This is a genomic window from Stenotrophomonas sp. 1L-E-5-B-C3, from assembly GCF_057292075.1.
Genome location: NZ_JBXAWS010000001.1, coordinates 381,916 through 400,702, shown reverse-complemented (window position 1 = coordinate 400,702; position 18,787 = coordinate 381,916). Strand labels below are relative to the sequence as shown.

The following is an 18,787-nucleotide window of genomic DNA, read 5'->3' as shown; positions in this document are numbered from 1 at the left end:
CAGCGCCATAGCGGAGATTTTCACGATTGTCGCGTCCATCGGACGCACGGACATCTTGCTAGGGCGAACGTCAAGCGCCAGTGAACGCGCTCGGGTCGACCCGTGCGCGAGGGCTACCCAACTTGGATGGCGGCAAGCGCGTCTTTGGTTGAGAGAGGGCAGCCATAGTGCCACCCTTGGCCAATAGCCTCTGGAGCAATCCGGTAGAGCAGCAAATCTTGCGCCTCTGATTCGACGCCTTCTGCGATGACATCCAGCCCAAGCTCACGTGCGATGCGATACATCCCTGGCAAAACGGGCCGCAGGGGGGAGTCCTCGTTGATAGCGGCCACGAACATGCGATCGATCTTGATTCCTCGAAACGGCGATTGGGCGAGGCGGGAGAAGTTGGCGCTGCCGGTCCCGAAGTCGTCGATCAAGAACCGGTATCCCAGAACTGAGAGGGCCTGCATGTTGCTCTTTGCGGCAGCGGACACGAGTTCTTCCCGCTCGGTGATCTCGATGCGAATTTGCTCTGGCAACACGCCAAAATCGTTGGTGACGCTGCCGATGTAGCGAACGACGCACTCTTGGGCCATGTCCACGGGCTCGGCATTGATGCTTACGTAGAGGTTCCTATGCTCCCTCAGCGCGGGGGCGAGATCATTCATGGCACGGGCCAGCACGTATCGAAAAAGATCAGGACTCAGGCCGAATCGGTGGGCGATGGGCACGAAGATGGCCGGCGGGATTTCATCGTCTCCCGGCGGGCGCCAGCGGCTGAGCGCTTCAAATCCCACGAGCTCCCGCGTGCCAATTCGACGCAGTGGCTGGTAGGCCAGTTCGATCTCGCTGCGCTTCAGTGCAAGCACCAACCGTTGCTGGATGGTTTGCCGAGCCGTGATTTGGTGTTTGATCAGCAAGAACGCGAGCAAAAGCCCTACCGAGGCACCCGCTGACAGGATGGTGGTGAGCAACGCCGAGGGCAGTTCGGACACCACGTGCCTAGGGCTGGTAACGAACGCGCAAACGTCGGCCACCCGGCTGCAATGTTGAGCTTGGACGAGAGACGGGGTGCCGACGCGGCTGGTCGGGGACAAGGTGCGGAATGTAAACGATCGGTCCTTCGTTTCGATGCTGATGGAGCTGCTGCGCGCAGGGTCCAAGCTCTCGAAGGCAGACGGGGAGGACACGGTGAATGTGTCGCCTTGGGCGATCAGATTGGACCCGGTGTAGGGGGAGCCAACGAGATCCGATGCGTGCCAAAGCCGGACAGCGCCGCTGGAGAAGCGTGGGGCGGGGAGGGTGTAGGGGCGCGAGCGCCCCCAGAGAGCGCTGCAGACAAGGCGTCCGTCTCGGATGCGACCGATGTCGTTCATGTAGCTGGAGCGGAACGCGATCTCTTTCAGTGAGTCAATGTCGGTGGCGGAGCAAGGCGGCTGTCCAATGCGAGAGGCTTGTTCGGCCGCGACGCGCCTTGCAAGGGATAAAGCCTCCGAGCGCGTCACCGCGGCTTCCGCCACTGCCTCCGCCCCTTCCTTGTCACGCACGTAGAGGATGGCTTGGGCGACCGCGAGCATCGCCAAGACGCACGCCGCCGTGGCTCCTATTACGGTCAAGACGTAGCGAAGCCGATTTTCTCGAACGCTCAAAGCAACCCCCGATCTGAAACGCGCCATCGCTTCGCTTGGCTTCTCGCCTCATTTACCTTGTTACAGGTTTATCGGCAAGCTTTCCATGAACTTCAGCCCCAGCTCCACTGGCTTGCAAGCCTTGATCGAACAACCATGCATCTGCGTCTGAACTGTACAGCAGCAGGCCGTGAGCCCGGCGATCGCCAGCATGGCCACCCAGGACCTGCTGGTGGCAGCGCAGCTCCAGGCTCGATACCTCAACGCCAGCATGGGGCGGACCGTCGCCGGCGGACGGTTGCTATTGGGCTTTTTGAAGCCTGGCCAGGCGGTGGTCAAAGACTTGGGCCCGATTTAGCCCTGCCAATTTGGTCACTCGGACCGTTCAACGCAATGCCCCAGTCGAGCGCCGGCTGACGGGCAAGTGCAGCCGCGCCTGCAGCGTGATTGGGCTTTTCTCCCAATTTTTAGCTTTAGTCAAAATAACCCCCTTGTGGGTTTCGCGTGCCGGTGTATCCCAAACGTATGGCGTTCGCGATGCGTGCGTCTGACACCGACCAACGAAACGAAAGGGGGGAAGATGTTCATTGGATTCAGACTGACGACGCGGCTTGTCGTCAACGCCGTGGTTGTCCTGGTGCTGGCGCGATTGCTGTTTATGGGCATGGACGGCTTGGACCGGTTTTCCGACACGTGGAACCGCACCTTTGGGGCGAGCATGCCCAACGCCAGCGGGTTGCGCGGCGCCGTCAACGGCGCACGCCAGGTTGTCCCGTCTGGGTTGGACGAGTATGCGCGCCAGGCCGAACGGGACGCGGCCCAAAGCACCTCGCTGATGGACGTGTTTGCCAGCGTGTTCGGACGCGTGAAAAACGAGGAGGTCATGTTGCCCTCCACCATCAATTCCGCTGGAGGGGAGGGCTCGATCTATGACCGCTATGACCATTGATTTTGAGTGGCTGTCCATCCTCTCCGGGTGGTCCTTGCTCAACGACAGCGCGGCGCTGCTGCGCACCCCCGGCCAACGCTGGGCGGGCTTGGAGGGATTGCTCATCGGCTACGGCCTCATCGCTGGACAGTGGTTCGTCCTGGCCACCATGGCAGGGGCGCTGGCATGACCACCGTGGGCGCGGTGTTGGCCGCCGTCCTGGCTGCAGCGTTCCTGGCCACCGTGTTGGGCCTGGCTGGCATCTTCTGGGTCAATGCACGGCACGCCAGCGGGGCGCTTCGTGTGCGTTACCGCTTGCGTGCCCAAATCCTGGCTGGGCTAGTGCTGGCGTGGGTGCTCACCCTGGCGAGGCTGTCCACGTGAGCCGGCCACCTTACGTGCAGATGGCCGTTCGCGTGCCACAGGAGCTGAAAGACCTGTTGGAGCAGGTGGCTGACCGGGAGGGAATGCACGTCAGCGAACTCGTTCGCGTGCTGCTGTCACAATCGTTGACGGACAACAGGTGGAGAGCGCAGGCCATACGCCTTAAAGAGCCGAAACCCCCTCATTCCGGATTTCCTTGAGCTTCGACGTGACGGTCTGGGCAATAGCCTTCAGTTCGATCACAAGAGCAGTTCCGTTTGCCTGTGCCAAGTGATCGGCTAGGTATCGTCGTTCCTCACCCACGAAGACCATGTATTCCTGAAAAGGTGGCCAGCACATGACCACGGCGTCTGTGGTGGCACTGCCTTCGCTGAAAAGCGCACGCATTTCTTCGTTCGAAACGATGGAGTTGGCCTGATCAAAGCTCAGTCCCATGTCCACCAGCTGTTTTGCCAAACGCATGAGGCAGAGGTCTGTGAATCCAAAGCGCTTCCAAGAGGCGCGAACCGCACTCTGGTCTGGGGCAGGCGAATCCTTCGAAACCAATGGGGGCATCAGTCCACTTTTACCCAGCAGTCCTCGCTTTAGGTAGCTCCGAAGTCCCTCATATCCAATGCCTATGATTGCCGCTGCGCGCGACGTGGTGACTGTTGTCTGCATGGCCTCATCTCGGAAAATGGTCTTAACGGGACCGATTTTGAGGTTTGTAAAAATCGGTGTCAATAGGACCGATTATTGCGCTGTTGGCCGTTGACACCCAAGGACGTCGCAGAATTAGCCGCTTCAGCGCCGCCATGAGAGCTAGCTGCGGCGTGGAGACGTGGCTTCCGCTTTAAGCAGCGGCCCTAACGCGATGGGATGCTCAAGCTACCCGTGCCTCCGGCCGATTGGTATAACGATCCACCACCCAAGGAAAGGACGGTCATGAGCGAAGAAGCAAGCACAACACCGCTTGAGGAAATGAGCTGGGAGGAAAAGCTTGAGGAACTTTTTCGAAACGGGGTGCAGTTGTCGCGGCTTGGGCTGAACCTTAGGTCGGACGACGTTCAGCGCTATGGGCACGTGTGGGTGGAGGCAACCGAGATTGCACTTCTTTCCGATAACTTCATTCGCGCCATGGTGACTGCACTGGAGGGCAGACGAGATGCTCCAGAGCTCGCTAGGGCGCTTTATGCAGAGGTAGACGCTGTTATCGCGTTGCAGCGCCATGCTCTCAGAGCTGTTGGCTCCTCTCCGCCTAGCGAGACTAACCGCAGGAAAGAATGGATTCGCCGGTGGATTGGGCCAGGGAAGCGAGCGGGCGACGCCACGCACTCAATTTCTGGAAGCTTCCGTGAGGCTTTGGGTGACCTGTTGCCAGATTGGGCAAAGGGCACTCTGAAGGTCGGCGAGGAACTCTGGGAAATCTACGGTAAGAAGTAAAGGGCAGTCGTCCAACAGCCCTGATCGACCCCTGGCGGGGACAGGACTACGACTTGGTTTCCCGTTCCGAAAGCTCTAAAGATTCCGCGTAGGTTCTCACCCGCGCCAGCAATTCACGCTGGCGTTCGGGTGGGAGCCGGGAGACCACCAAGATCACTTCCGCCAGCACGTCGGACGCGGCGTGGAAATAGGCCACTGGCAGTCCCAGTTCTTCGGCCAAGCGTTCCATGGTTGCTTCGTCGGGCATGCGCTCCCCTCTCTCATAGCGAGAAATGCGCGGTGCCGCAGAGTTCTGGTCTTCCAATCCCAAAACCGCCCCGAGATCCGCCTGGCTCAGCCCTCGGGCCAGGCGAGCCTCACGGAGGCGGCGGCCGTAGGTAGTGGACACAGGAAGCGGGGCTGGCATCGGTCGAAGCTGAACGCATGGATCGGCCCGCCAGTGTGATGCTTCCAAGCATCGCTTGCATTTGCCAAAATGGCAAATAGGAACGTGCATCCGACAGGGGTAGGAGCATGAAGAAGATGCTGTGCGTAGCGGGGGCTGTTGCAATCTTTTGGTGCACCGCTGAGCAGGCCCGGGCCGAATCGGATCTGCTTCGCCAGATCGGCCGAGCCATCCAAGGCACGCCCAAGGTGGTCAGTGATAGGGCAAGGAGCCCTTACGTCGAGCCGACCGGGACCTACTGGGACCTGGATCAGGACGTCTTGGAAGGGGCTCAGCACCTGCGGGCCGGGGTGACGGCTGTGGGTGGTGGCGGCGTGGACACTTGCGACATGCAGCTGCTCGCCATGGCCCATTCGTCCTATCGCATCGACGCCGACAAGCGCCAATGGTGCCTGAGGCAATGGTGGCTGATGGACACGAAGGCCCAGGGCGCCAACGGCATCTCAGGCGATGATCCGGCTGCCATCGAGCGCCGTTATGGCCCGGCTTTCGACGCGCGCCTGCAGCGCTTCAAGGCCATCCGACGGTTTGCCGTTCGTCCCACGTTCCAAGCCCTGGGCGATGTCGCCTATCGGGCCGACCGTGGCGTGCTGGAAGGATTCATCCCGATGTCTCAGGTGTCCGCGGCGGGACAAAGCGTCACCGGCAAGGGCTTTGTGCCGTGGGTTCACCGCACCTCCACGGGGGTGTCCAGCCCACCCAACGCCGGCCGCTTCCACCTGCTCATCCGAGTGGGCGCCCAAGAGGCCGCCAACTTGGCGCGACAAGGTCGCAGCTACCGAGACGATCTGGTGGTGTTCTCCGTCAACCGGGTCTGGGTGGAGGGCACGGTGCCGAAGATGGACGTGACGATAGAGAGGGTTCGGCTCGGATACCGCGACGAAACCATCGACGTTGATTTAACCCATACGCAAGGAGCACCGGCATGAAAGCAACCCACGTTTCCCTCGCCCTGATCACCGCAGGCTTGGCCGCCTGCAGCAGCAAGGCGGATTTGCCCACCATCGAACAAGTCGCCCACGCTTACGAGGCGCATGCCAACGCCAACCTTTCCAGCGAAATGGGCCAACGAATCGAGGTTTGGGGTTGGAAAGACCTCACCGCGGATTGCACCTCCAGTGGTCCCCAGCGGGCCACGTGCGTGACCGGTGGAACGCTGGACGTGGTCGGGTTCCAGGGCGGGCAGCAGTTGAAGCCCGATCCCGTTCCCGTGCCGTCGGCTTACGACTTCATCTTTGAGAAGCAACCCACAGGCTGGGTGCCGGTCGGAGCCCAGAAGAAGGGCTGACCTTGCCAAGGCGCGGAATCGCGCTATGCATTGAGGGAACACCACTTCAAGGAGGTCCCATGTCTTACAACGCTCACCACACCCCCGGCGGTCACATGCAGTGGGGCTTGCTGGCACCGGGCACCGTCATCCTCGGTGGTGCAGGCCTGCTGTTTCTTGCCGGAGCCCAAGAGATCGGCGAGAACATGGGCTACGGCTGGGAGGCCGGCCTGGCGGCCGCTGGTGGGGCAGCCGTGCTGCTCTTGCTGCTCCTGCTCTACGTGTTGAACTGGCGCGCGGCCCGCGTGCGCGCGGCAAGGGCCTGCGGGCTCCCGGTTTCGCCGCGCAAAGGTGGCTTTGGAAAGGGCGCCCTGGTGGGCTTGCTCTTCGTCGTTGCCCTGCAGCTGGTCAGCGTTGCCGTGGGCCTGCTCTACCCGGGCCTGGAAGAGGGCGAGCGAAACTTCTTCACCTCCGTGCCCCCGATGGCTCTGACGGCGCTCATGCCCGTGGCGCTGATCGTGGGTGGCATCGCAGGCAAGCTCTGGCGCTCCACCAGCCTGTAAGATCAGTCCATGTCCTTTGGGGCCCCCGCGAGGGGGCCTTTTTTTTTTCAAAGAACAAAGCCCAGAGCCACCGCCGGTCGCTTCGCGCCGGCTTCTGTAAAAGCGGTGGTGGGAAAAGAGCAGATGACGCCTTCGGCGCGAGAAGTGATGTTAGGAATAACTGCGGCCTTAGCTCCGCAGTTTTTGCTTTTAGTCAAGATTTTGTCCACCGAAACCGTGGACAAATTTTTATGGTGATCTACCTTGGATACATGGGAAGGCAATCGTGCCAACCGACAAACAAGGATCTCGCCATGAACCACGCGATGCTCATCACAAACGACACCATCACCATCAAGGAAGCTCACGAAGCTGCGCATGCCGCTGCCAGCACTTTGTTTGACCAGTTGTCTGGGTATACCTTTTCGACCGGCGCGGCGGGCTATCTCTATCCCGCGTTCCAGCCTTCCGTTGAAGACGCGCTGCTGGCTTTCCTGCTGAACCGCAATTCGGCAGAGCTGGGATGCGAAGACGACGAGCTGTTGGCTGACCAAACCGTCTCCGTCAACGTGGAGCGCCAAGAGGACGGGCAGCTCCTTTATGAGGTGGTGTTCGACATGGAAGGGTCGGATTACGGCACCAATTGCAAGGTCAAGGACCTGGCGACGCTGGACGAATGGTTCGATGAAGAATGGATCGGCGTGGAGTGCGCGGAGTAAGGCGTGCTGACAAAAACTGATCGCGTAAGAACAATTCATGTCCTTTGAGGCCCCGCGAGGGGCCTTTTTTGTGCAAAAAACCAACCGCCGGTCGCTTCGCGCAGGTTTCTGGAAAGCGGCGATGGAAGAAGCGCGGATGACGCCTTCGGCGCGAGAAGTGATGTTAGGAATAACTGCGGCCTTAGTTCCGCAGTTTTTGCTTTTAGTCAAAGTTTTGTCCACTCAAGCAGTGGACAAAATCATGGGGCGATCTACCTTGAGTTTGTGGATAGGCAATCGCGCCTTCCGGGAACCATCAAGGAAATCGACATGAAAATTCATCACCTCGTCAGCGACGGCAACCAAGCGGTCGCCATCACGCAATCGGCTTCGAGTGGCGGTGGCTACGCGCACCCGGTGAAGCTCTCCGCCATTCGCTTCAACGTGAAAGACGCCGAAGCGGTGCTCCAAGAACTCAACAAGTCTGGCCATCGTCATGAGAAGACGTTCGAAGTGATCGAGCGTTGGGACGCCGATGCTCGCAACCAAGGACCAAAGTCGAAGTTCGGTCGAACCCTTGCCGCCCTTGTGGATGAAGCGGGGGATCACCTGGAGGGGCAGGTGATCTACGAAGCCAAAGGCATGGAAGAGGGCACCGTGCGTGCGATCAACGCCGCAGCGAAGCAAGCCAGGCTTTCGCAGGTCCTTCCTGCTGCAGGCGGCCCGAGCATGGTCATCGGTGGGCAGGTCTGGAACCCACGGCAAGAGGCGCACAGCGAAGCTCCGGCGGCTGTCCTGGAAGCTCCTCGTCAGCGCGTGCGTCTGTAACCGCCGATCACCCACCAGCAAAAATCAGGAGATTCGACATGAACGTTCAAATTGCGGAAGCCATGAACAAAGCCAAAGACGACGCGGACCGCTACGGAATCCTTGCAGGGTTCGCCTCCTGCAACCGGGCCCTGCTTGAGAAGGGGGCCGCGCAAGAACTGGTGGACGCCCTGTATTTCGCCGGCGCTGCGATCAACCGTTGGCGTGCCATCGCGGTGGTCCGAGAGGCGGCCGCCAAGCCGTTGGACGCGGCGTCCTAAGCCGGAGCGCGACGTGCTTCAACCTGTCCCTTCCCCAAAACTTGTCACCCTTCCGTCCTCCCGGGGCTACTCCCGTGATTTGGAGCGCTTGCAGGCGGCCGCCGCGCGCGCGCAGGTCACCCGAAACGAAGCCGTGCGCCAAGTGCTCGCCATGTATGCCGCCCACCCTTACGCACTGAGCAAGCGTCGGCTGGGTGGGGAGAGGGACGTGCGCCTGGCCTACCTTCCGCTGCAGCGCAGCGTCTTGGAGGCGGTGGAGCAGGGCGCGGTGAACGCGGGGATTTCCACCGCAGAAGCGGTGCGCCAGATCATCCGAGACTACGTCCAAGGAGATCTCCTCGGGAACCAGGTTCGGGGCAGCCGCCATGGCTGACCACCGCCCACCACTGCCAGGAACTCCGAGCGCCGAGCTGATTCACGCGTGCGTCGAAGGAAGCCTTTTCGGCGTTCTACAGGCGCTGCGGCAGGGCGCCAACCCCAACGCGTGGCGCCTCAACGAAGGTCCTGCGCTCCATTCCGCACTTCCCTGGCCCCGCATCGTCGAAGCCCTCCTGCAAGCTGGTGCGCACCCTCAAGAGAGGAACCACTGGTGCGAGCGCCCGCTCGAAAAGCTGGCGGCGGACTACCAGTTGAGCGACGACGCCGACGAGCGCAATCGTCTTGAGCAGACGGCTTTGCTGCTGCTGCGGCTGGGTGGCAACCCTCACCGGGGCAGCCCATTTTGGAACACGCCATCGCTGAAGACGGCGATGCCGCACGTGGTGGCCACGGTGGAAGCCGAACAACGCGCGGTCCACCTGGAGCAGGCATGGGCAGCCCGGGGAAGTGTCAGTGCAAAGCGGGCAAGGCTGTAGAGCCAACGGCGCAACGCCGCCACCGGCCGCTGCGCGCCGGACTCTGTAGAAGCGTCGGTGGAAAAGAGCAGGTGACGCCTTCGGCGAGAGAAGTGATGTTAGGAATAACTGCGGCCTTAGCTCCGCAGTTTTCACTTTTAGTCAAGATTTTGTCCACTGCAACCGTGGACAAATTTCCAGGGCGATCTACCTTGGGATCAGGAAGAACGCACCGCTCTTTCAACCGACTGGAACCGCCGACATGACCCTTTCCCTTCTCGCCATTGCCGCCCCCATCGCCCTTCCATTCAGCGTTTGGTTGGCCCAGCGCCTTGAACGCTGTATCGACCGCGCCCTCTGGGCGCACTGAGAGAAATGCCATGACCACGCGTGCCTCCCGCCATCGCTACTACGCTTACGAGCGACAGGATGGTTCTGTGTGTTTCCTGCCAAAACTGTTGCACGAGGGGATTCAGCGCTACCCACGAACGATTGCGCACTACCATCTGGTGCAGTGGTTGGGGGTGTCCAAGTTGCTCAGTAGAGACGAATACAAGCAGATGGCGTGGCTGGGTTCGCAGCGTGGCACGCTCCGCAACACCCATGATTCAACGCAAGCTCGTCTCACCGGTTGATACACGGGCCGGGCAAAATGGCTCCATGACCCATGAAGCCCCTGCATCCATCCTCCACGCCCCGGCCTACGGCCTGCTGCTCGCTCAGACCGAGTGCCATTTCTGCCATGCCCCCACTCCCACCGCCGCGGTCTGGGTGCCCTCGTTCGAGGAGCACGACGACGAAGGGTTGGTGGATCAGGGGGAGGGTGCTTTGTTGCGCTACATCGAGCGCTTGAACGAGGAGGCCGCTGCGTTCGTTGCCGGCCACGCCCCTTGGCTTCGCTTCGACGCCACCCGGACGTCCGGGCAAACCTACTTGGCCCACCATTGCACCACCTGCGGGGCCCTTCAAGGGGACCACTTCGTGTTTTCGCCGGATGGCCCGTATTGGCCCCAGGACGACGTCCAACTGGCGTCTCTTCGCTTCATCCGCGGTTTGGGCCCGCTCACCGCTGAAGCGTCCGCGGCGCAGAGTGGTTGGATGAACAACGTTCCCCAGGTTTGCTCATACGTATGACCATTTCCATTCGTTCCGCTGTTGCAGAAGATGCCGCATGGATAGCTGCTCTGCTTCGCGACGGAGCACGGCAAGGGCATTTCCGGGAAACCCTCAGCGCCCAAGCGGTTCCCTTGGTGGAAGGGCTGCTTCATGTCGGCTTCTTGACGATGATGAAGCTGCGACACAATCGACCGGAGGTTTGCAGGGTGGACGGCGACGTGAGGGTTGCGACCTGGGAGGGTCAGCCGGCGGCGTTTCTGATCTGCATGCATGATCGCGAAGGCTACGAGCTCCATCTCGCCGGCACGCGACCAGAATTCACCCGGCGTGGTTGCTTCAAGGCATTGGTGCGCCACGCGTTGGCCAGTTCATCGGGGGAAGGCAGGGTCTTCGCACGGTGCTACGCGACGTCCAGCGTCGCCATTGAGGCATTGAAGGCCCATGGCTTCGTGCGCACCAGTGGCGGCGATCCGATCGAGTTGGACTGGGACAGGGCGTTTCCATTGCCAGAGAACGCGGAAGCGGTTCCCCGGTCCTGGTGGCAGCGCCTCCTTGGAGGATTCAGGCGGGCCGATTGAGGGCCAGTCGGTGTGCCGATCGCGGCACGCCATTCAAGCCCCTTGCGCTCCGCGCGGCCCCATCTCCCGGCTCCTCCGGTCAAGGGCCATTCCAGGGCCCGTGTCCTCGCTGCGCTGCGGGCCGCGCCAGCCCTTCCATTTCCTCCCTTGACCGCGCCGAGCGGTGGGGCGGTGGGTTTCCCATTCCAGGACATCCCGACCGGATGCCCTGGGCGGGCCATCACTTACCAAGCGAGGAACAACATGTTCGAGCCTTCCGACCTCATCCATTCTTACACCCGCGCCCAGGCAATCGAGGACGGCGTCCTGGTGGACGTGTCCGATGTGGCCAAAGAAGCCGGCTTCAAGCTTCCCGTGACCATCACCCGCGCTGCGTGGTCTCGCTACGTGGAAGTGCCCATAGGGTTGGAACTGCGCGGCCAGTCGGTGGACGGCCGGCTCTGGGACGTGCTTTTCATGCTCCACGTGGCCATCAAGCGGCAGCAGGGCAACGGTTCGGAGATCCACTACCAGCTCCACGTGGCTCTGCCCGACGCCGGCGACTGGTTGTCGAACGAAGCCCACCCGGCGACCGGGTCGGGCCTGACGCGGTCGACCCATCGCCAGATCACCTTGAAAGCGCTGTGCGGGCCCGGGGACGCCTTGGAACCGGTGGTCAGCATCATGCTGCCCAACGAGGATTGAGAAGGGAGGGGGCAGGACACCGGCCCTCATCGTTTTCCCGTGCTGGTCCCGCAGCTACCATGGCGGGACGACAAGGGAGGAGTAGGGGATGGAAAAGTTCGATTGGTCGAAGGTGGAGTTTGCACGCACACCCTGGCGGAGCCGGGTTATCCCGGACGCGCTGCCCATCCTCATCCGGTGGGCGCAGGAGGGCGAAGCTCATTCCTACAGCGACCTGGCCCAAGAGCTGCACGACACCTTCGGACACGAGATCAAACCCCGCAAAGACCTCTACGGCACCGTCGCCGGGGGAGTGGCCCAGGCCCTGCAGTGGCTCAGCGAGCAGTGGAAGGAACCCATCCCGCCCCTCCACGCAATCGTCGTCAACAAGAACACGAAACACCCTGGCGAGGGGGCGATCACCATCTCGCCAGCTTACTTCGCGGGGAAGAAGCTGGACACCGAGGAAGAGCGCCGTGCGCACTTGCGAGAGGCGATGGAAGACGTTTTCACCTATCCCAATTGGGACCGGGTCGCCCGCGCTCTGGGAGCCACCATGCTGACCCCGTCCGCCGGGGCGGTTGAAGAGGTGGCAGCGGATGCGCCTCTTCCCCTTCCTAAAGTCCAGGAGGGGGGGCGGCCAGAGAGCGACGAGCACAAAGCGTTGAAGGCGTGGATGGCCAGCCATCCCGAAGAGTTCGAGGACTTTGGGTGCTTCCCCATGGGGAGCAACGAGAAGTTGTTGAGCTCGGGTGACCGACTGGACGCGCATTTCGATAACGGAAGACATCGCCTGGCGGTGGAAGTTAAAACCAGCAAGTGCTCGGAGGACGAACTCCAGCGAGGCGTCTATCAAGCGGTGAAATACCGCGCCGTTCTCCGGGCCGAGCAGAAGGCCATCCGCCACGTGCCCAACGGGGAGGCGGTGCTGGTGTCCACGCGCGCTCCGAACGCGGAAACCCGTGCGCTCATCAAGCGGCTGCAGGTGCGGTTCCAGCAGGTGCCGCTGGAGGCGGAGCAAGAATGAAGCCTGAGGAACTGGAACAACGTATTCGCCAAATCGATGGATTCGTTCGGGTGCTCACGCAGGAGTGCCACATCCTCGACGAGCGCCGGCACATTCTGTCCCCACTCATTCAAGACCCCGAGATTCAGGCAGGGCTGAAAGCCAAGCTGGACAAGACGCCGGGGGCCAATGCCTGGAACCACTTGGCGCCGCTTCTTGGACAAGACCTGGTGCGCGATCAGTCACGGCTTTTTCTGGATAACGATTCGCGGTCCGGTAGCCTGACCAACCTCTGGCGAAAGCTTCAAGCAGATCCCGCGATCAGGGAGCACTACCGGGAGCGCTACGGTCGCATCTTCGATCACTTCCACGACGAACCGATCAGTGACCTGCCGCCCGAAAGCTCGGCTGTTTTCCAGGAGAAGTTCAGACAGAACGATCGGGACGAGAACTACTCGCGCTTCGATAGTGGCTGGGAAAGGGTCTCCAATGAAATGGTGATCCTTTCGGCTGATCCCGTGGCAGCGAAAATCAAGACCCTCCGGGACAAGCACCATGCCCACCTGGAAATGCGCAAGCTGGACGAGGAGCCTGGCGCGTTTGACATCAACACGCTTGGGTTGACCTTCAATGAGGTCTTGGCTTTTGGCGATCGCTGTCAGGCCATCGTGGCAGAGCTGGGGCTGCTCTTGACCGGAACCCGTTGGGATCCGCAGCAATACGCGTCGGTTCACGAAGCCCAGGGCAAGGCGATGTGGAAAACCTTGGCTGGGCTTTGACTTCGAAGCACAACAGCGAAGAGCCCAGAAGCCGCCGCAGGTGGCCAAGCCACCTGCCTTCTGGAAAGCACGCTTGGTGCGAGGGCATCGCCTCCGGTCGGTTTTGGAAATCCGAAGCTTTGCCACTTCCAACGTGAGGGATGCCCCCGCCTTCTTTGCCGTCAAGGGCACTTGAATTCAAAGCCCACCCAGTCGCTCGCTCCCAGGTCTTGCCAGTAGAACCGCGCGCCTGGACCCACGACGCTGCACGAGCAAGCCGCCGGCCAAACCGCGGTGCCTGGGTGGTTGACGAAGCCGTAACCTGGCATCGGAGTCAAGTTGGCGCGCAGCGCGTAGACACAGGCTTCCAAAGCCGGTGTTGGGCGGGTCACGCCAGGTGGCTCTGGCGTAAACGTGGGGGTGTCGTTCGTTTCGTATTGCCAAGTGCATGCCAACGAGGTGGCTTGAAGCTCGGCCAGGGTCCGGGGAGCGTTGCAGAAGATCGCCCAGCCGTAGTGCCCTCCGTCTCCCCACGAATGCCAAGATCGCCCGGTGTATTCGGGAAACGTCGGAGGTGGTGCGTTGGGGGTGCATGTATTGGCCTCGTTGCGACGAAACCCAGTCTCCGCCCAATTTGTCCAAGTGGTGAACGTCGGGCTGGGCAGCGACCACGTGGTGGCTGGGCAGTTGTATGACCCGGTCCTCGTCCGCCGCTGCTCGGCCTGCCACGTGTGCGATCCACTCTGGCCTGCCGGGCAAGCGGCACTCGCGGCGACCCACTGGGTTTCGGCTTGTGGGAAAGGCGCTGGGCAAGCCGCGCAGGTGGTGTTGGTCTGGGTCCACGCGTTCCACGAACCGGTGCCCGTGCACGCGAAGGTCCGCTGCTGCCCAATCGCGCCAAACTGACCTGCAGGGCATCCCACGTTGCGCGTCTCGGGAGCAGGGCACGGCGCGCAGGCGCTGCTGGTCGTGGTCCAACTGCCGGCCGTCGTGGACCCAGCCCACGCCTCGTAAACGCTCGGGTCGGGTCCGCAGTGGTGACGGCGGTTCTGGAACACCTGGCCGACCTGGCCCGATGGGCAATTGATCGTTCGGTTCTCGCTCCACTCCTGGCAAGACGGCACCGTGCTTGTCGGTGGCGGTGTGGCCGGGGGTGAACTCGGTGGGGCCGGAGGCGTCACGCTCACCGGGGGGGCGGGCGGCGTGACCGGTGGGGGTGTCGTGGGAGGAACGCTTGGTGGCGGGGCGGTTGGGGGCGACACCCCCGTGGAAGGTGGCACCGGACCTACGGGCCCCACCGGGGATCCCACGGGCGGAGAAGCGGGTGGGGTGACCGGGGGCGTTGCAGCTGGCAACACCAGCGGTGATCCGGTCCATTCGCCCCCCAACAACCCGCTGTGGTAGACGAAGACCACGCGCGATTTGTCCGCACACGTGCGGCTCAGCAATCCGACGTCGAGCTGGCCGCCGGTGTTTCGAATCACCGACACGTCCGACACCTGCGCGTCCCACACCCCGCCCGCGTTGGCCGCGACCAGGGCCACGCACGCTTGACGATCAAGGCCGGCGTAGCTGACGGAGAACGAATCCCCGAAGCGTTCGACGGTGTAGGGCTGGACGTTCACCGCGCCGCCCCACGCGTTGGTCAAGACGCTTTCCCCGGCGCCGAGTTGGGATTCAGGGGCCAAGCCATCGACCACCACGGCCGTGGTGCTCACCCCGCGAAACGTCCCCACCATCCCAAAACTGCTCTCGATGCGTCGGGACAGCTCGCGCAGGTTGCGCGTTTCGCTGGCCAGCTTGGCCTTTGCATCGACCTGCCCGAAGAACAGGAACATCGCGCCTGTGGCGGCGGTCACAACGCCCAGCGCCAGCAAGGTCTCGGTGAGGGTGAAGCCCAGCGCGCTGCGCACGCCCTTGGAAAGGCGGGTGAGGGTGGGCGAACAGCGGGGGCGGATCGTGTGCGTCATGCATTCAGCATGCGATGCACCTTGGATTCCGCAAGCCCCTGTTTCTAGTCAAAAAAAGTTGGATTTTCCATCTTGACATTGCTCGGTGGTCTGGTTGCATGGAGTTAGGGGAGTGGGGCGACCTACTCACGAAGACCGATTTAAATAACCCAAGAGACCGCCGCCATGATTGAAAGCCCCACCCGCTCGGCCCGCCCCATTGCTGGCCTTCCCTTCGCGCACATCCCACCCACGGCTCCCGCGTTCCTGCCCGAAGGCAAGCTTCGCCGGCAAGCCCGGCTGGCCCGCCAACAACGCCACTTCGAGCGCCAACTGCGGAAGGAGCTGAAATGGAAATGACCGTCCACCGGCTTGCAGAACGACTGTTACAGGCCATTGAGCACTGCAACCCTTGGGCGCTGAGAGAAGCCATCGCTGCTGTCCGCGAGGCGCGCCTGGAGGCTTGGAGGGGCCTAACGGCTTTCCCGTCCTTGGACCACCCGGTGGGGCCCAACGGAATAACCGCTTTCCACGTCGCTTGCATGGCGTGGCACGTAAACCAGGACCACCCACACAAACGGCAGTGCTACGACAAGATGGCCGGAATCCTGGCCGAAGCCGGGGCGGACGTGTTCGCGGAGTTTGGTCCGGCAAAGCAACGCTGGACGATCATTGAAGCACTGCATGGCGCAGCACCACCGTCTGTCAAAGCATGGATGGCCTCCCAGCCGTTCGATTTGCATTGCTCGCCTTCAAGCGTCGCCCACACGCTGCGGTGGGACTGCCGTCGTCCAGTCGCCTCGCGGGAAGAATAGAAAAGAATCCAAGGCCTGAACGGCCCGAAAGGGTTGCAAAAACATGCACTTGCGCAACGGTGGCGTCGGGGTAGATTCGGTAGGAACCCCTATCTACTCACGAAAGGATGCCGTATGCGCCTGTGCAACTTCTCACTCAAGGGTGGCGTCGGCCGCACGACGCTGGCCCTGAATCTTGCCGGGTGCTATGCCCGTGACCCCAACCTGCGTGTGTTGGTCAACGACCGGGACAGGCAGAGTTCATGCCTGGCATTCTCCGGGCTGTCGGACGAAACACCTTTTACCGTATCCCGCTCACGCTCCCCCGGCTTCGATATCGAGATCATGGACATGCGTAACGACATGCCTGATAACGAAGCACTCCCGGATGCCGATCTTTACCTGGTGCCCACGTTGCTCGATGTGGCGAGTTTTGTCATTTTCCTGCGAACCGTGGATGTGCTGGAGAAAAAGGGGAAGCGTTATCTGCCGATCGCCAATAGGGCCAACGAGAAGCGGGCAGCCCATCGCCGCCGCCTGGAGCACCCCAAGATGTCGGGAGCGATCCTGGTGCGCGATCGAGCGTTGTTTGCGGACTGCTACGAGGAGGGAAAGACCGTGTTCGACGCCAACGGTCGCTGGGCCCGGGTGGCCCAGGAGGAGATCCACGCCCTGGCTGTCCGGGTGCACGACATCCTTGTCGCTGGTGCAGGCCGGAGGGCTGCGGCATGATGGAGCTTCCCTTGGTTTCCCTCCCAGACCTACCCATGGCCACTCGCAAAGCTCCTGCCAAGAAGGCTGCCACGAAGAAGGCCGTCAAGCGCACCTTGGATGACGTCAAGGACGTGACCCATGCCAAACCCCGCCGGGCCAGCAAAGCGGACACTTCGACTGTCGCCCGCATCCCGGAGCACCTGTTGCTGGGGCCGGGCGACTACCCGCAGCGCAAGTCCTACTTTGACTACGACGACAGCCAGAAGGCAGGAAGCGTGGGAGGCAAGCGGGTTCACATGGTCATGCCCCGATCGGTCACGCTGCACGACTACCGCCGTCGGGAGGATGGGCTGCGCCACCACCGGGCCATGGTGACTATCCCGCCAAAGCTCCGCGAGAACATCGCCAAGCTGTTCGGCTTTGACGATTCGGAGGACGCCGGTAGTGAAGTCGCGTTGACCACCGCCATGGTGGCGCTGGCAGACTACGCGGCCGCGTCGCTCATCCAGGACAACACGCTGCTAATCGTGAGCTCGCCGGTGGACGAGCACGCGGAGGTCCGCAAGGCCGCCAGGGTGGCGGTGCGGAATCTGGGGATGAGCAAGAACGGTAAGATCTACTGAGCGTGGCACTTGCCCCTCTGAATGCTGATCAAGAGGACGCGATCTGGGCCAAAACCTGGCGTATCCCAGGCATGACGGCACAGCCGCTGACGGGTTGGCTGCTTCACTCGATGGGAATCTGGGCAGACAAGCGCACGCTTTCTGATCGGGTGCTCAAGATTTTTAAGGTCTCCGCCAAGACGTGGGAGATCGGGATTCCACGCAGGCCTAAGAAGCGGCAGCAGGTCTGCGATGGTCTGGTTGCTTACGTCCAGCAAAGCCACACTGAACTGATGCCGGAGTGTGCGGAGCGCCAAGCCCGTGCAATGGAGCGAGCCGCACGCGCGCTGGCCGAATATCCAACGCTTCCTCCATGCAGTTTTTTCCACCAGACAGTTGGCATCGCGGGTGGAGACCGCTTGGAAGCACTAGCAGTTGCCTTAGATGAGGTTTCCGCAGATGTTGTGCACGGGCGGCTATCCAGGGATGGCCTTTCCGTGGCGGTGGTCAAAGCGGCAGCAGAGGTAATTGGGCTACCCGCGGGAGCTATGCAGCCGGACAGCCGGCTCGATCCAGGCTTGGACGGGTTGCTCCTGCTATTGGCTCAGATGGATCACGACCTCACCACTCCCCTGATGGCTAACGCGGGTGAGATCAACAGCTTGGTGGCACTTTTGATTGATTCGCCCGGAAGTGGGGCGAGGAAGCGGGTTCAGCACCGACTTTTGGACATCTACTTCGCCTTGGCGCTTGCCGCACGCGGGCGTGACCTGCCAGAGAGTTTGCCGAAGGTCAGGGAGATCGAGGACGCGCTCATGGGCGGCCCGCCTGAATCCGGAGGCCAGTCCTGGGTGGTGCGTTGGCGCAATGGAACCAAAGCGCTTCGAGAAGAGGATGTGCTATCGGTGATCGCGCACGTCGGACACGTTTCGGGGAAAGACGTGTCATGGACGATGCGCCGTCTCTATGCTGCAGCCCAAGCGTGGGGGAGGGTGGAAGAGCAGGGTGTGGAGGCGGTAATGCTGGCCGGTGAGCGCTACAACCAATGGTGGAATGCTCTGTGCAACCAGGGGCGGGTCAAAACCCCATGGGTCCAACCCTACTGGTCCCAGTTCTCGCAGAGCAAATGATGAAGCGGCTCCCCTCACTTCGAGGCGAAGCCGCCATGGCTCACTTGCCGTTCCGCTTCGCAACCACTGAGGCTGCTTTGGCCTTGAACGCCCGTTGCTGAGGAGAGGGGCTGGGTTGCCGATCCACCGCGCTTTGGATGCGTCGCTGGGCCGTCTGCGTCATTGGCTTCTTCTTGCTGTTGCTCATTGTGTTCTCCTTTCAGGAGGTTGGGTGAGCGGTCAGCGTAGGAGGGAGAGCGGGGGGAGTGGGTTAGGAATCT

The 18,787-nt window shown here is 61.9% G+C and carries 30 protein-coding genes; 25 read left to right on the top strand and 5 right to left on the bottom strand.

What is annotated here, in order from left to right:
• Positions 1-113: 113 nt before the first annotated feature.
• The gene (locus AC0Z6F_RS01905) at positions 114-1,559 is read right to left on the bottom strand and encodes an EAL domain-containing protein (RefSeq protein WP_046272226.1); all 1,446 of its coding nucleotides are present in this window, start codon (positions 1,557-1,559) and stop codon (positions 114-116) included.
• Positions 1,560-1,800: 241 nt separating this feature from the next.
• Here AC0Z6F_RS01905 and AC0Z6F_RS01900 point away from each other — a divergent pair, with 241 nt between their 5' ends.
• The 4 genes from AC0Z6F_RS01900 (at position 1,801) to AC0Z6F_RS01885 (ending at position 2,922) form a co-directional block, all read left to right on the top strand.
• Positions 1,801-1,968, top strand: coding sequence for a hypothetical protein (locus AC0Z6F_RS01900; RefSeq protein ID WP_153643641.1), 168 nt, complete (start codon positions 1,801-1,803; stop codon positions 1,966-1,968).
• Between the two features lie 222 nt (positions 1,969-2,190).
• Complete coding sequence (locus AC0Z6F_RS01895) at positions 2,191-2,559, top strand: hypothetical protein (RefSeq protein WP_046272124.1); 369 nt, start codon at positions 2,191-2,193, stop codon at positions 2,557-2,559.
• On the top strand, positions 2,549-2,728 hold the full coding sequence (locus tag AC0Z6F_RS01890; RefSeq protein WP_046272123.1) for a hypothetical protein: 180 nt from the start codon (positions 2,549-2,551) through the stop codon (positions 2,726-2,728). The genes AC0Z6F_RS01895 and AC0Z6F_RS01890 overlap by 11 nt, the downstream gene beginning before the upstream one ends.
• Positions 2,725-2,922: a hypothetical protein gene (locus AC0Z6F_RS01885; RefSeq protein ID WP_046272122.1), complete on the top strand. Its 198-nt coding sequence runs from the start codon at positions 2,725-2,727 to the stop codon at positions 2,920-2,922. The genes AC0Z6F_RS01890 and AC0Z6F_RS01885 overlap by 4 nt, the downstream gene beginning before the upstream one ends.
• A 162-nt stretch (positions 2,923-3,084) precedes the next feature.
• On the opposite strand, the gene AC0Z6F_RS01880 is transcribed toward AC0Z6F_RS01885, so the two are convergent.
• Positions 3,085-3,582 (bottom strand): hypothetical protein, encoded by a 498-nt coding sequence (locus AC0Z6F_RS01880; RefSeq protein WP_141098879.1) that lies wholly within the window; start codon positions 3,580-3,582, stop codon positions 3,085-3,087.
• A 264-nt stretch (positions 3,583-3,846) separates the two neighbouring features.
• Between AC0Z6F_RS01880 and AC0Z6F_RS01875 the strand changes: the two genes are divergently transcribed.
• A complete protein-coding gene (locus AC0Z6F_RS01875; protein WP_046272120.1) occupies positions 3,847-4,344 on the top strand; it encodes a hypothetical protein in 498 nt (165 codons plus the stop codon).
• A 46-nt stretch (positions 4,345-4,390) separates the two neighbouring features.
• Here the strand turns inward: AC0Z6F_RS01875 and AC0Z6F_RS01870 are convergent, their stop codons facing one another.
• The gene (locus AC0Z6F_RS01870) at positions 4,391-4,750 is read right to left on the bottom strand and encodes a helix-turn-helix domain-containing protein (RefSeq protein ID WP_046272119.1); all 360 of its coding nucleotides are present in this window, start codon (positions 4,748-4,750) and stop codon (positions 4,391-4,393) included.
• Positions 4,751-4,857: 107 nt separating this feature from the next.
• Between AC0Z6F_RS01870 and AC0Z6F_RS01865 the strand changes: the two genes are divergently transcribed.
• The 15 genes from AC0Z6F_RS01865 to AC0Z6F_RS01795 all read left to right on the top strand — a co-directional run bounded on the left by AC0Z6F_RS01865 (position 4,858) and on the right by AC0Z6F_RS01795 (position 13,359).
• The gene (locus AC0Z6F_RS01865; RefSeq protein WP_046272118.1) at positions 4,858-5,718 is read left to right on the top strand and encodes a hypothetical protein; all 861 of its coding nucleotides are present in this window, start codon (positions 4,858-4,860) and stop codon (positions 5,716-5,718) included.
• The gene (locus AC0Z6F_RS01860; protein WP_046272117.1) at positions 5,715-6,077 is read left to right on the top strand and encodes a hypothetical protein; all 363 of its coding nucleotides are present in this window, start codon (positions 5,715-5,717) and stop codon (positions 6,075-6,077) included. Before AC0Z6F_RS01865 ends, AC0Z6F_RS01860 begins: the two co-directional genes overlap by 4 nt.
• Positions 6,078-6,136: 59 nt before the next feature.
• Entirely contained in the window at positions 6,137-6,619 is a 483-nt protein-coding gene (locus AC0Z6F_RS01855; protein WP_049400428.1) for a hypothetical protein, read from the top strand.
• Positions 6,620-6,912: 293 nt separating this feature from the next.
• On the top strand, positions 6,913-7,317 hold the full coding sequence (locus AC0Z6F_RS01850) for a hypothetical protein (protein WP_088475618.1): 405 nt from the start codon (positions 6,913-6,915) through the stop codon (positions 7,315-7,317).
• Between the two features lie 37 nt (positions 7,318-7,354).
• Entirely contained in the window at positions 7,355-7,630 is a 276-nt protein-coding gene (locus AC0Z6F_RS01845; protein ID WP_141098915.1) for a hypothetical protein, read from the top strand.
• Positions 7,627-8,124: a hypothetical protein gene (locus AC0Z6F_RS01840; protein ID WP_049400425.1), complete on the top strand. Its 498-nt coding sequence runs from the start codon at positions 7,627-7,629 to the stop codon at positions 8,122-8,124. Before AC0Z6F_RS01845 ends, AC0Z6F_RS01840 begins: the two co-directional genes overlap by 4 nt.
• Before the next feature lie 38 nt (positions 8,125-8,162).
• On the top strand, positions 8,163-8,384 hold the full coding sequence (locus AC0Z6F_RS01835) for a hypothetical protein (RefSeq protein ID WP_024956690.1): 222 nt from the start codon (positions 8,163-8,165) through the stop codon (positions 8,382-8,384).
• Positions 8,385-8,397: 13 nt separating this feature from the next.
• Positions 8,398-8,757, top strand: coding sequence for a hypothetical protein (locus tag AC0Z6F_RS01830; RefSeq protein WP_152906877.1), 360 nt, complete (start codon positions 8,398-8,400; stop codon positions 8,755-8,757).
• Positions 8,750-9,238 (top strand): ankyrin repeat domain-containing protein, encoded by a 489-nt coding sequence (locus AC0Z6F_RS01825; protein ID WP_049400423.1) that lies wholly within the window; start codon positions 8,750-8,752, stop codon positions 9,236-9,238. The genes AC0Z6F_RS01830 and AC0Z6F_RS01825 overlap by 8 nt, the downstream gene beginning before the upstream one ends.
• A gap of 359 nt (positions 9,239-9,597) precedes the next feature.
• Positions 9,598-9,852 (top strand): hypothetical protein, encoded by a 255-nt coding sequence (locus AC0Z6F_RS01820; RefSeq protein WP_049400422.1) that lies wholly within the window; start codon positions 9,598-9,600, stop codon positions 9,850-9,852.
• Positions 9,821-10,351: a hypothetical protein gene (locus AC0Z6F_RS01815; protein ID WP_224481865.1), complete on the top strand. Its 531-nt coding sequence runs from the start codon at positions 9,821-9,823 to the stop codon at positions 10,349-10,351. Before AC0Z6F_RS01820 ends, AC0Z6F_RS01815 begins: the two co-directional genes overlap by 32 nt.
• Positions 10,348-10,911, top strand: a complete 564-nt coding sequence (locus tag AC0Z6F_RS01810; RefSeq protein ID WP_049400420.1) for a GNAT family N-acetyltransferase — start codon at positions 10,348-10,350, stop codon at positions 10,909-10,911. The genes AC0Z6F_RS01815 and AC0Z6F_RS01810 overlap by 4 nt, the downstream gene beginning before the upstream one ends.
• Positions 10,912-11,154: 243 nt before the next feature.
• Complete coding sequence (locus AC0Z6F_RS01805; protein WP_049400419.1) at positions 11,155-11,595, top strand: DUF6573 family protein; 441 nt, start codon at positions 11,155-11,157, stop codon at positions 11,593-11,595.
• An 88-nt stretch (positions 11,596-11,683) separates the two neighbouring features.
• Complete coding sequence (locus tag AC0Z6F_RS01800) at positions 11,684-12,601, top strand: hypothetical protein (protein WP_049400418.1); 918 nt, start codon at positions 11,684-11,686, stop codon at positions 12,599-12,601.
• Positions 12,598-13,359, top strand: a complete 762-nt coding sequence (locus tag AC0Z6F_RS01795) for an AbiU2 domain-containing protein (protein ID WP_006375415.1) — start codon at positions 12,598-12,600, stop codon at positions 13,357-13,359. Before AC0Z6F_RS01800 ends, AC0Z6F_RS01795 begins: the two co-directional genes overlap by 4 nt.
• A gap of 161 nt (positions 13,360-13,520) precedes the next feature.
• On the opposite strand, the gene AC0Z6F_RS01790 is transcribed toward AC0Z6F_RS01795, so the two are convergent.
• The gene (locus tag AC0Z6F_RS01790; protein ID WP_080355149.1) at positions 13,521-15,308 is read right to left on the bottom strand and encodes a type II secretion system protein; all 1,788 of its coding nucleotides are present in this window, start codon (positions 15,306-15,308) and stop codon (positions 13,521-13,523) included.
• 165 nt (positions 15,309-15,473) lie between these two features.
• Between AC0Z6F_RS01790 and AC0Z6F_RS01785 the strand changes: the two genes are divergently transcribed.
• The 5 genes from AC0Z6F_RS01785 to AC0Z6F_RS01765 all read left to right on the top strand — a co-directional run bounded on the left by AC0Z6F_RS01785 (position 15,474) and on the right by AC0Z6F_RS01765 (position 18,527).
• Positions 15,474-15,647 (top strand): hypothetical protein, encoded by a 174-nt coding sequence (locus AC0Z6F_RS01785; RefSeq protein ID WP_006375368.1) that lies wholly within the window; start codon positions 15,474-15,476, stop codon positions 15,645-15,647.
• Positions 15,638-16,102: a hypothetical protein gene (locus AC0Z6F_RS01780; protein ID WP_006375367.1), complete on the top strand. Its 465-nt coding sequence runs from the start codon at positions 15,638-15,640 to the stop codon at positions 16,100-16,102. Before AC0Z6F_RS01785 ends, AC0Z6F_RS01780 begins: the two co-directional genes overlap by 10 nt.
• A 114-nt stretch (positions 16,103-16,216) precedes the next feature.
• Positions 16,217-16,813 carry a ParA family protein gene (locus AC0Z6F_RS01775; RefSeq protein WP_006375366.1) on the top strand — a complete coding sequence of 199 codons (597 nt, stop codon included), beginning with the start codon at positions 16,217-16,219 and terminating at the stop codon, positions 16,811-16,813.
• Entirely contained in the window at positions 16,810-17,418 is a 609-nt protein-coding gene (locus AC0Z6F_RS01770) for a hypothetical protein (RefSeq protein ID WP_006375365.1), read from the top strand. Before AC0Z6F_RS01775 ends, AC0Z6F_RS01770 begins: the two co-directional genes overlap by 4 nt.
• 2 nt (positions 17,419-17,420) lie before the next feature.
• Positions 17,421-18,527: a hypothetical protein gene (locus tag AC0Z6F_RS01765; protein WP_224481863.1), complete on the top strand. Its 1,107-nt coding sequence runs from the start codon at positions 17,421-17,423 to the stop codon at positions 18,525-18,527.
• 40 nt (positions 18,528-18,567) lie between these two features.
• On the opposite strand, the gene AC0Z6F_RS01760 is transcribed toward AC0Z6F_RS01765, so the two are convergent.
• The gene (locus AC0Z6F_RS01760; RefSeq protein ID WP_154354769.1) at positions 18,568-18,714 is read right to left on the bottom strand and encodes a hypothetical protein; all 147 of its coding nucleotides are present in this window, start codon (positions 18,712-18,714) and stop codon (positions 18,568-18,570) included.
• Positions 18,715-18,787: the final 73 nt, after the last annotated feature.